10 protein-coding genes are annotated in these 8,026 nt (G+C 70.1%); 6 read left to right on the top strand and 4 right to left on the bottom strand.

What is annotated here, in order from left to right:
* Together BI335_RS14030 and BI335_RS14025 are read right to left on the bottom strand one after the other, a co-directional pair.
* Window positions 1-208: hypothetical protein (locus tag BI335_RS14030; protein ID WP_144009128.1), on the bottom strand; the 208-nt coding region annotated here is incomplete at its 3' end.
* A 192-nt stretch (window positions 209-400) separates the two neighbouring features.
* A complete protein-coding gene (locus tag BI335_RS14025; protein WP_166646619.1) occupies window positions 401-898 on the bottom strand; it encodes a sigma-70 family RNA polymerase sigma factor in 498 nt (165 codons plus the stop codon).
* Window positions 899-1,041: 143 nt separating this feature from the next.
* Between BI335_RS14025 and BI335_RS14020 the strand changes: the two genes are divergently transcribed.
* Complete coding sequence (locus BI335_RS14020; RefSeq protein ID WP_094356483.1) at window positions 1,042-1,389, top strand: HesB/IscA family protein; 348 nt, start codon at window positions 1,042-1,044, stop codon at window positions 1,387-1,389.
* Between the two features lie 90 nt (window positions 1,390-1,479).
* Window positions 1,480-2,250, top strand: coding sequence for a 3-hydroxyacyl-CoA dehydrogenase (locus BI335_RS14015; protein ID WP_094431632.1), 771 nt, complete (start codon window positions 1,480-1,482; stop codon window positions 2,248-2,250).
* Window positions 2,251-2,271: 21 nt separating this feature from the next.
* Here BI335_RS14015 and BI335_RS14010 read toward each other — a convergent pair whose 3' ends face one another.
* Both BI335_RS14010 and BI335_RS14005 read right to left on the bottom strand, forming a co-directional pair.
* Window positions 2,272-3,441, bottom strand: coding sequence for a thiolase family protein (locus tag BI335_RS14010; protein ID WP_094431630.1), 1,170 nt, complete (start codon window positions 3,439-3,441; stop codon window positions 2,272-2,274).
* 33 nt (window positions 3,442-3,474) lie between these two features.
* On the bottom strand, window positions 3,475-4,785 hold the full coding sequence (locus tag BI335_RS14005; protein WP_208109049.1) for a mechanosensitive ion channel: 1,311 nt from the start codon (window positions 4,783-4,785) through the stop codon (window positions 3,475-3,477).
* A gap of 188 nt (window positions 4,786-4,973) precedes the next feature.
* On the opposite strand from BI335_RS14005, the gene BI335_RS14000 reads away from it, so the two are divergent.
* The 4 genes from BI335_RS14000 to BI335_RS13985 all read left to right on the top strand — a co-directional run.
* On the top strand, window positions 4,974-6,026 hold the full coding sequence (locus BI335_RS14000) for an LLM class F420-dependent oxidoreductase (RefSeq protein WP_094431626.1): 1,053 nt from the start codon (window positions 4,974-4,976) through the stop codon (window positions 6,024-6,026).
* Window positions 6,027-6,039: 13 nt separating this feature from the next.
* Entirely contained in the window at window positions 6,040-6,816 is a 777-nt protein-coding gene (locus BI335_RS13995) for an enoyl-CoA hydratase/isomerase family protein (protein ID WP_094431624.1), read from the top strand.
* A complete protein-coding gene (gene folP, locus BI335_RS13990; protein ID WP_229119591.1) occupies window positions 6,813-7,676 on the top strand; it encodes a dihydropteroate synthase in 864 nt (287 codons plus the stop codon). Before BI335_RS13995 ends, folP begins: the two co-directional genes overlap by 4 nt.
* Window positions 7,677-7,698: 22 nt before the next feature.
* On the top strand, window positions 7,699-8,026 hold a 328-nt coding region (locus tag BI335_RS13985; RefSeq protein ID WP_229119590.1), incomplete at its 3' end, for a hypothetical protein.

The following is an 8,026-nucleotide window of genomic DNA, read 5'->3' as shown; positions in this document are numbered from 1 at the left end:
TGATGCCGGGCGTGCCGTCGGCGCCGGGGAAGACGAGTTGTTCACCGTGGAGGACGCGGGCGGTGAGTTCGTCGGTGTGGGTGTTGAGTCCGGAGTAGGTGTCGCAGGCGGCGGCGATCGCGACCAGCCGGTGTGCTTCGGCCTGGGCGATGGTGTCGCTTTCGGCGCGGATCGCTGCGAAGACTTCGGCTCGTTCGTTGGTGGTCATCTTTGGTCACCTCCTCTCGACTGCTACATCCAACATTAGTCATGGTGTTCGAATAACTCAAGAGGTTTGGGGAGATCTTTTCGGGTTCATCTCGACACGGTCGCTGCGCGACCTACTCGATGAACGTGAGGGGTGCGGGGTTCATCTCGACACGGTCGCTGCGCGACCTACTCGATGAACGTGGGGGAGTCCTCACTGCGCGACGCAACTCAGCTCCGACTCCCAGGACAGGTGACGCACCTGGGCCGCGGCGCGTACCGTCGCCAACTCGGAGGCCGACCAGCCCAGCGCAGCGCACAACCCGCGGTCATCCACCGGATGCTCGTCGACCGCCAGCCGGCGTCGCGCCTTCGCCAGCGCCGCCACCCGATCGTGCATGTGCACCGGAAGCCGAATCATCCGCCCCTCGTTGGCGACGGCCCGGTCGATCGCGTGCCGGATCCACCAGACCGCGTAGGTGGAGAACTTGGTGCCGACCGCCGGGTCGTACTTCTCCACCGCCTGCAGCAACCCCAGATTGCCCGCCTGGACCCGATCCTCGAGCGGCAGTGCGGCGTCAGCGGTGACGGCGACCCGCAGCACCAGCGCCCGGTTGTGGCGGACCAGTTCCTCGGTGGCGGCTCGACACTGCTCGGCGCCGGCCCGCACCGCCTCACCCAGGCGTACCTCGTCGTCGGCGGCCCGTGACATTTTTCCCGGCCAGTTCGGCCCAACCCGGAATAACGCACCGAACCGGGCGCTGCCCATGGAAGATGCAAGGGCTGTCCGAGGCGCGAGGTAGAATCTTCCCGAACGACGCGAGCCCAACCCTGGACCTGGATTTGGAGGCCAATATGACCGAGGCGATCAGCACCGAGACCGGCGTCATCCTCACCGACGGAGCTGCCGGCAAGGTGCGTGACCTGCTGGAACGCGAGGGCCGTGAAGACCTGTCGCTGCGTATCGCGGTGCAGCCCGGTGGCTGCTCCGGCCTGCGCTATGAGCTCTACTTCGATGACCGCGCTCTGGACGGCGACGTGCTCCGTGAGTACCACGGCGTCAACGTGGTCACCGACCGGATGAGCGCCCCCTATCTCGGCGGTGCGACCATCGACTTCGTCGACACCATCGAGAAGCAGGGCTTCACCATCGACAACCCCAACGCGGGCGGCTCCTGCGCCTGCGGTGACAGCTTCCACTGAGCCACACCGGCGCCGGACCGAGGCGCCCGAGATCCCTCCCGGGACGATGAGTTAGGTTACTGACCAGTCGTCGACCCGGGAGGGATTTTCATGCAGGTATCGGGCAGGACCGCGCTGGTCACCGGAGGGGCTTCCGGCCTCGGGCTGGCGACGACGAAGCGACTCACCGAGGCGGGTGCCCGCGTCGTCGTCCTCGACCTCGACTCCGACACCGCCCGCGGCAACCTCGCCGAACTCGGCGACGCCGTCACCTTCAGCCCCGGCGATGTCACCAGCGAGGCCGATGTGCAGCGCGCCGTCGACACCGCCGTCGAACTCGGCGACTTCGCGATCGTGCAGAACTGCGCCGGCATCGGTACGCCGGGCCGCGTCTATTCGGCGAAGAAGCAGGAGCCGCACGCGCTCGATCTGTTCCAGCGGGTCATCAACATCAACCTGGTCGGCACCTTCAACGTGATCCGGCTGGCCGCCAAGGCGATCATCGAGCACACCGAGACCGATGCCGAGGACCGCGCGGTGATCATCAACACCGCCTCCGTCGCCGCCTACGACGGCCAGATCGGCCAGGCGGCGTACTCGGCCTCCAAGGGCGGCATCGTCGGCATGACCCTGCCGATCGCCCGCGACCTGGCGCAGTTCCGGATCCGGGTGGTGACGATCGCGCCGGGGCTGTTCTGGACCCCGCTGTTCGCCGGCCTCGATGAGAAGGCGATCGAATCCCTGGGTCAGCAGACCCCGCATCCGGCCCGGCTCGGCGACCCCAGCGAGTACGCCCTGCTGGCGACCCAGATCATGGAGAACCCGATGCTGAACGGCGAGGTGATCCGCCTCGACGGTGCGGTCCGGATGGCGCCGCGCTGACGTATCCCGAGCGGGTACGCCTCAGAGCAGCTCGAGCAGGGTGGCGTTCGCCATCCCGCCGCCCTCGCACATGGTCTGCAGGCCGTATCGGGTGCCGGTGTCGCGCATCTGGTGCACCAGCTGGGTCATGATCCGCGCCCCGGAGGCACCCAGCGGATGCCCGATCGCGATCGCACCGCCGTTCGGGTTCAACCGGGCCGGATCGGCGCCGGTCTCGGCCAGCCAGGCCATCGGTACCGGGGCGAACGCCTCGTTCACCTCATAGATCCCGATCTCATCGAGGCCGACCCCCGAACGCTGCAACAGCTTCGCGGTCGCCGGGATCGGGGCGGAGAGCATCATCACCGGGTCGTCGCCGGCGAGCACCCCGGTGTGGAACCGCGCGATCGGCGTACACCCCAGCTCCTTCGCCTTCGCCGAGGTCATCATCAGCAGCGCGGCCGACCCGTCGGAGATCTGCGAGGCGTTGCCGGCATGCACCGTGCCACCCTCCTCCTCGGGGGTGAACACGGTCTTCAGCTCGGCCAGCGACTCCACCGAGGTGCCCCGGCGCAACCCCTCGTCGACGCTCAGCGATCCACCGTCCGGCAGCGGGACCTCGACGTACTGCCCGGCCAACCGCCCCGCGTCGATCGCGTCGGCCAGCTTGGCGTGCGAGGCCGCCGCGAACTCGTCCTGCGCCTGCCGGGAGAGCTGCCAGCGCTGCGCCATCATCTCGGCACCGATGCCCTGGTTGAACCCCTTGACGTCGTAGCGCTCCAGCAGCTCCGGTGGGTTCGGATTGCCGAGTTCCTTGTCCTTCATGGTGGAGAACATCGGGATCCGGGTCATCGACTCGACACCGCCGGCGACCACCACGTCGTACGCCCCGGAGATCAGTCCGGCGGCGGCGAAGTGCACCGACTGCTGCGAGGACCCGCACTGCCGATCGATCGTGGTCCCCGGCACCGACTCCGGCCAGCCGGCGGTCAGCACCACATTGCGGCCGATGTTCGCGGTCTGCTCGCCGACCTGGGAGACGCACCCCCAGATCACGTCATCGACCAGACCCGGGTCGAGGTCCGCGCGGCGCGCCAGCTCCTGGAGCACCAGCGCGGACAGATTGACCGGATGCACCCCGGCCAGGCTGCCCTTGCGGCGCCCGACCGGGGTGCGTACGGCCTCGACGATGACGGCATCACGATCGCTCATGCCCTCACCGTAGTGGTGACGTGCCGGTTGATGTCAGGGTTGGCGGCGTTCCTCCTGCACCGCGTCGTCCACCTTGCGCTCCAGCTTGTTCAGCTGCCGCGCGGCGGCGTCCCGGCCACCCAGCCCGTAGGCCAGCGCGGCCGCGGCGGCACCGCCGACGACCAGTGCGCCGAAGGCGAGGTTGACGATCGAGTCCGCCAGCCCCATGTATTTCAGACCCATCGCGGCGAACAGCACGATCGTCGCCCACCGCACGATCTGGGCGACCGGGCCGCCACCGATGGTGCGGGCGAGCAGCCCGGCGAGGAAGATGCCGGCCGCGATCACCACGCCGCCGAAGAGCACCCGGCCGCCGAGCGCCAGGATGGCGTTCAGCATCTCGGTGATCTGCGGGAAGTTCAGCATCCGGGTGGCCGCGATGCCGAAGAACAGCACGATCGCGACCTGCACGATCCGGGTGATCACGGTGACCGCGTTCGCGCCGTCGATGCCGAGCTGGCCGATGGTCCGCTCCAGCCCGAAACCGCGCATCATCGAGTCCAGCAGACCGCCGATGAAGCGGGCGATGATCACCCCGATGGCCAGCAGGATGCCGGCGCCCAGGATCAGCGGGATGGCGTCCAGGATCGTCGACAGCATCTGGGTGGCCGGCTCGGAGATGGCCTGGATGGCCAGCACCTGCAGGGCCGCGATCGACATCACCACGATGATCAGCGCGTAGAGGATCTGGCCGACCAGGTTCGAGATCTGCATGCCACCGGCCGGGCCGCCACCGGGACCGCCCGCGGGGCCGCCGGCCGCCGGGCCGCTCGGCATCCGCCGGGTGGCGCCGGTCTCGGGATCGACGGTCGCCGGATCCTGCTGGGCGTACTGGGGATCACCCTGGGCGTACTGACCCCGCTGGGCGGAGCCCTGCGTCGCGCGGCGGCTCAGGCTCTGCAGCCGCTCATCCACCCGGGTGCCGCGCAGTGCGGCGGTCACCAGTTCCCGGACCACCCGGGCCAGCATCACGCCGACGATGAAGATGACGGCAGCCCCCAGCACGCGCGGCAGGGCGCCGAGCACCCCGGCCAGCAGCGACTGGATCGGGCCGAGCACCTGGGTCAGCTCGAACAGGTTGAGGATCGCGGTCAGTCCCAGCAGCCAGACGATCAGCGATCCGACATTGCCCAGCGACTCGGCGAGGGAATGGTTCCCGCCGCCGGAACGCTGCAGCACCTTCACTCGGCCGAGCAGCTTGCTCAGCAGACTCTTGACCACCCGGGCCAGGATCCAGGTGATGATCAGGATCACGATCGCGGCACCGGCCTTGACGGCGATACCGGACCAATCGAAGTTGTTCATGGCCACTCCCTTCTCTGAAATGCACGGTGCGCACCCCCGAAATCGCGTGACTTCGGTCACACGAGCGGTTCAATGCTGGCATCAGGTCTGACCTTTGGAAAGCCCCATATGAAAGGGGCAGCCCGATCGACGGGGGAGCGGGCGAGCGGCGGCTGATAGCCTCACAGCCCCCAGGATCGAGGAGGGTCATGGAGATCGGGATGCCGCTGAATTACAGCGGTGGCTTCCGCGAGGCGGCCGACGAATTGTTGGATTTCGAGGCCGCGGGCCTGGGCATCGTGATGATGCCGGAGGCGTACAGCTTCGATGCGGTGAGCGCGCTCGGATATCTGGCCGCCCGCACCGAACGGGTACGCCTGGCCTCGGGAATCCTGAATGTCTATTCGCGTACGCCGGCGCTGCTGGGGATGACCGCGGCCGGTCTCGACCACGTCTCCGACGGCCGGTTCGTGCTCGGTATCGGCGCCTCCGGCCCGCAGGTGGTCGAGGGCTTCCACGGCCTGCGCTACGACGCCCCGCTGGGGCGTACCCGGGAGGTCGCCGAGATCTGCCGGATGGTCTGGCGGCGGGAACCGCTGCAGTACGCCGGCAAGTACTACACGTTGCCGCTGGATGCGGAACACGGTGGTTCCGGGCTGGGCAAGCCGCTGAAGCTGATCAACCATCCGCTGCGCGAACGGATCCCGATGGTGCTGGCGGCCATCGGGCCGAAGAATGTCGCCCTGGCCGCCGAACTGTTCGAGGGCTGGCAGCCGGTCTTCTTCGCCCCCGAGCATGCCGAGGCCGCCTTCGGTGACTCGCTGGCCGCCGGCCGCGCGAAGCGGGCGCCCGAGCTGGGCGAGCTGCAGATCCTGGTCGACACCACCTGCTGCATCACCGACGACGAACGGTTGCGGGCCAAGGTGCTCGCCGGGGTGCGCGACCACGTGGCGCTCTACGTCGGCGGGATGGGTGCGAAGGGCAAGAACTTCTACAACGCGCTCGCGGTGCGCTACGGCTATGCCGACGCCGCCGCCGAGATCCAGGACCGCTACCTCGCCGGTGACAAGCTGGGCGCGGCCGCGGCGGTGCCGGAGGACCTGCTGCACCAGGTGGCCCTGGTCGGCGACGCCGATCATGTCGCGAAGCGGGTCCGGGCGTTCGCCGACGCCGGGGTGACCACACTCAACGTGCAGCCGATCGCCGGTGACCACGCCGGCCGGGTCGCGACCGTCGAGGCGCTGGCCGCGATGGCCCGCTGATGGGAGGAATCTGATGGCTCTGGTCGACTACGAGTACGCCGACGGCGCGGCCTGGCTGACCCTGGCCGACCCGGACCGCGGCAATCTCGTCACCGCCGACTCCACCGCCGAACTGGCCGCCGCCGTCCGCCGGGCCGACCGCGACCGTGCCCGGGTGATCGTGCTGCGGGCCAGCGGTCGATTCTTCAGCGTCGGTGGTGATCTGGGCAGCTTCGCCGACGCACCGGATCTGCCCGCCCACCTGGACGATCTGGCGACCGCGATGCACCGGGTGATCGCCGACCTGCAGCGCAGCCCCGCGATCGTGGTGACGGTCGTCCAGGGGACGGCCGCCGGCATCGGCTTCCCGCTGGCCGCCGCCGGTGACCTGGTGATCGCGGCCGACACCGCCCGGTTCACCCTCGGCTACACCCGGATCGGGCTGCCCGGGGATGGAGGCACCGGGTTGTTGACCCGCAGCCTCGGCCTGCACCGCACCCTGGCGCTGGTGCTGCTCAACGACCGGTTGACCGCCACCGAGGCCCAGCAGGCCGGTCTGGTGGCGCGGGTCTTCCCGGCCGACGAACTCGACGAGCGGGTCGCCGACCTGGTCGCCGCGCTGGCTGCCGGATCGGCGAGCGCCCAGGCCGCCGCGAAACGGCTGGTACGCAGCGCCGCGGCCGATGACGTGGAGTCCCGGCTGGCGGCCGAGGCCCGGGCGATGACCGCGGCCGGCGGCACGCCGGATGTCCGCGAGGGTGTCGACGCGTTCCTGGGCAAGCGGGAACCGCGTTTCGGGAGCGGCGAGTGAGCCTCCGGCTCGGCCGGCACGAATACGGCCCGCACGCGCGCCTGGTGATGGCGATCGTCAACCGCACCCCCGACTCCTTCTATGACAAGGGCGCCACCTGGGCCGACGCCCGGGCCTTCGACCGGGTCGCCGAGGTGGTCGACCAGGGCGCCGACATCATCGACATCGGCGGGGTGAAGGCCGGCCCCGGTGACGACGTGGAGATCGCCGAGGAGCAGCGCCGGGTGGTCGACTTCACCGCCCGGGTGCGGGCGGCGTACCCGGATCTGGTGATCAGTGTCGACACCTGGCGCGCCGAGGTGGGCCGCGCGGTCTGCGCCGCCGGCGCCGATCTGCTCAACGATGCCTGGGGCGGTGCCGATCCGCGGCTGGCCGAGGTGGCCGCCGAGTTCGATGTCGCGATGGTCTGCGCCCACACCGGCGGCGCCATCCCGCGTACCCGGCCGCATCGCGTCGAATACGAGGACGTGGTCGCCGCGGCGATCGCCGACACCGTGGGCCAGGCCGAGCGTGCGGTCGCCATCGGGGTGGACCGGCGGCGGCTGCTGATCGACCCCGCGCACGACTTCGGCAAGAACTCCTTCCACTCCCTGGAGCTGACCCGCCGGCTCGACGAGCTGGTCGCGACCGGTTGGCCGGTGCTGGTTTCGCTGTCCCACAAGGATTTCATCGGCGAGGCGCTGGACCGTCCCGTCGACCAGCGGCTGATCGGCACCCTGGCCAGCACCGCGGTCTCGGCCTGGCTGGGCGCGAGCGTCTACCGGGTGCACGATGTCGCCGAGACCCGGCAGGTGCTCGACATGGTCTCGGTGATCACCGGCCAGCGACCGCCGGCGCGCGCGATCCGGGGCCTGGCATGAGGGCGCGGCCCGAGGGTGACGCGTGATCAGCGGGGTGGTCTTCTGGCCACAGCCGCCGCTGCTGCTGCCCGAGTACGCCTCGGCGGCCGACCTGGGTGCCGCGGTACGCCGGGCCGCGTTCGAGGCGCTCGCCGCCGTCCGGCCCGAGTCCGGGCCGGTGCTGCTGCTCACCGGTGCCGAACGCTGCGCGCCGCTGGGGGAGCGGGTCGCCCGTGCCCTGCTGCAGCAGGCCGGGGTCGGTGAGCCGGATGCGGTGATCCGGGTAGCGGTCGATGCCGACGCCGCGGCGGTGGCCGAGGCCGCGGACCGGGTGCGCGCGGCCGCGGCCGCGGTCGACGGGCCGGTGACCT

Origin of the sequence: Enemella evansiae (assembly GCF_002250705.1) — a bacterium.
GTDB lineage: Bacteria > Actinomycetota > Actinomycetes > Propionibacteriales > Propionibacteriaceae > Enemella > Enemella evansiae.
Note: the sequence above shows the minus strand (reverse complement) of the source record. Positions and strands in the feature narration are given on the sequence as shown.

Excerpts from the sequence above, each read along its gene's own strand:
- BI335_RS14010 (WP_094431630.1), bottom strand. The coding sequence starts at position 3,441 with ATGAGCGATCGTGATGCCGTCATCGTCGAGGCCGTACGCACCCCGGTC.
- BI335_RS14025 (WP_166646619.1), bottom strand. The coding sequence starts at position 898 with ATGTCACGGGCCGCCGACGACGAGGTACGCCTGGGTGAGGCGGTGCGG.
- BI335_RS14000 (WP_094431626.1), top strand. The coding sequence starts at position 4,974 with ATGGAGATCGGGATGCCGCTGAATTACAGCGGTGGCTTCCGCGAGGCG.
- BI335_RS14020 (WP_094356483.1), top strand. The coding sequence starts at position 1,042 with ATGACCGAGGCGATCAGCACCGAGACCGGCGTCATCCTCACCGACGGA.
- BI335_RS13995 (WP_094431624.1), top strand. The coding sequence starts at position 6,040 with ATGGCTCTGGTCGACTACGAGTACGCCGACGGCGCGGCCTGGCTGACC.
- BI335_RS14015 (WP_094431632.1), top strand. The coding sequence starts at position 1,480 with ATGCAGGTATCGGGCAGGACCGCGCTGGTCACCGGAGGGGCTTCCGGC.
- BI335_RS14005 (WP_208109049.1), bottom strand. The coding sequence starts at position 4,785 with ATGAACAACTTCGATTGGTCCGGTATCGCCGTCAAGGCCGGTGCCGCG.